2 protein-coding genes are annotated in these 1,629 nt (G+C 33.3%); both read right to left on the bottom strand.

Annotated features, from left to right (window positions below; all coding sequences use genetic code 11):
* Positions 1-60: 60 nt before the first annotated feature.
* A complete protein-coding gene (gene bluB / locus CN514_RS21765; RefSeq protein ID WP_097974747.1) occupies positions 61-702 on the bottom strand; it encodes a 5,6-dimethylbenzimidazole synthase in 642 nt (213 codons plus the stop codon).
* A gap of 190 nt (positions 703-892) precedes the next feature.
* Positions 893-1,306 carry a hypothetical protein gene (locus tag CN514_RS21760; RefSeq protein WP_141529476.1) on the bottom strand — a complete coding sequence of 138 codons (414 nt, stop codon included), beginning with the start codon at positions 1,304-1,306 and terminating at the stop codon, positions 893-895.
* Positions 1,307-1,629 lie beyond the last annotated feature (323 nt).

The raw sequence follows: 1,629 nt of genomic DNA, 5'->3' as shown, positions 1-1,629 counted from the left end.
AATCGACTTTTCAGCCGATCAAGTTGTGCAACTAATGCACCCGTTTGTTGAATAAGCCGTTTAGTTTCTACCCCATTTATTTTCAAAAATGAGATGTTCTAACGAACGCCTTTTTTCCCAATTAGCTAATTCTAAAATAGGTTTTTCTGGATAGTGATTAGTGTAACCGATAGATATAAGAGCAATAGGGTCAATATGTGGTGGTATTTCTAAAATATCTCGAATATCATTTTTTTTATAAAAACTTACCCACCCCATCGCAAGTCCTTCAGCACAAGATGCTAACCACATATTTTGAATAGCACAGGCTGTTGATAAAATATCTGTTTCAGGAATTGAATTTCGCCCTAATACATGTGAACCTCCCCTTGTTGGGTCACATGTTATACAAATAGTTACAGGAGCTTCTTTTAAACCCTCAACTTTTAAATCAAGGAATTTCATTTCTTTTTCCCCTTCATAATGAATAGCTAATGCTCGTCTTTCTTTTTCTGCCGCCCAGGCTAATTTTTCTTTAATTTCGTCAGAGGAAATGATAATAAAGTTCCAAGGTTGCATAAAACCTACTGAAGGTGCATGATGAGCTGCATTTAATATTTTATGTATCTTGTTTTCTGGGATAGGAGTTGACAAAAAACTTCGAATATCTCTCCTATAATAAATAGCTTTATAAATTGCATCTCTTTCTTCATTAGAAAACATTAAATTTCTCTCCCTATCAAATAATGAAGAACATTACTCGTTCTTCCTCCTGCATGGAACTATTCTACATTTATTATTGGATTTCCTTCTTACACTATCCTGCCATTTTGTTGAATAAAAAAGAGCTCCGAAGCAACCCATCTTGTTCAACTATTGCATGCTTTAGCTGCATAAGGATGAATTTACATCATTAATTATATCCTTGATTTTTAATTCTCCATTTTCCCTTTTTGCCATCTCTAACCAGAGTCGAGCTATAATCAGTTTGAGTAGAATTCGGTTTGTAAAACCCATCACTACCAGAAGAATCAACTTTAAAGTTAGAAAGTAAAACCATTCCATAGCCGTAACCAAACTCCTCAGATTTCGCTGTTTCTTCTTCTGAATACCATATTTTCGTAAGTTTGCAGCCCTTTATATTGAAATTTTTCTTTACAGTGTTTACAGCTTCACTTACTTCTCTCTTGGTGAATTGTTTAGGATGTCCTAAATTTACCTTTACCGTATCAGCATTCGCAGTATTCGTTTGATGCTGATAGATTAAAATTGAGATTCCAACAACTAGTAATAGAAAAAGAGCAAGAAAACGTTTCTTATTTTTCACAATGTTACTCCTATCTTTGTTTTTTGAACTTCCAATAACTCCCATAAAGTTCATTATACATTGTATATTTCCTATTGTAATTTGGGGGAATATCACATTTTTTCTTCTAAAATCAGACAATTCTTATGCAACTATCCTGCCATTATGTTTAATAAAAAAAGCGATCTTCTATCGAAGTATCGCACTGCGTTAGTTGCTTAAGATATTTTGCTTTTATTTTTACAAGAACATATCATTTCTTTTTTCGCGTATAAAGTGTATAAGTGACCAAGAGTAATCCAATTATTATAGCTGGTGTAGCATTCAAGCTAATTCCCCTCCAA

The organism is Bacillus sp. AFS001701, from assembly GCF_002559405.1.
In the GTDB taxonomy this organism is placed as follows: domain Bacteria; phylum Bacillota; class Bacilli; order Bacillales; family Bacillaceae_G; genus Gottfriedia.
This window is presented reverse-complemented; position numbering and strand designations above follow the sequence as displayed.

What these genes read in the sequence shown, in the direction of transcription:
- bluB (WP_097974747.1), bottom strand. Translation starts at nt 702, where the DNA reads ATGTTTTCTAATGAAGAAAGAGATGCAATTTATAAAGCTATTTATTAT.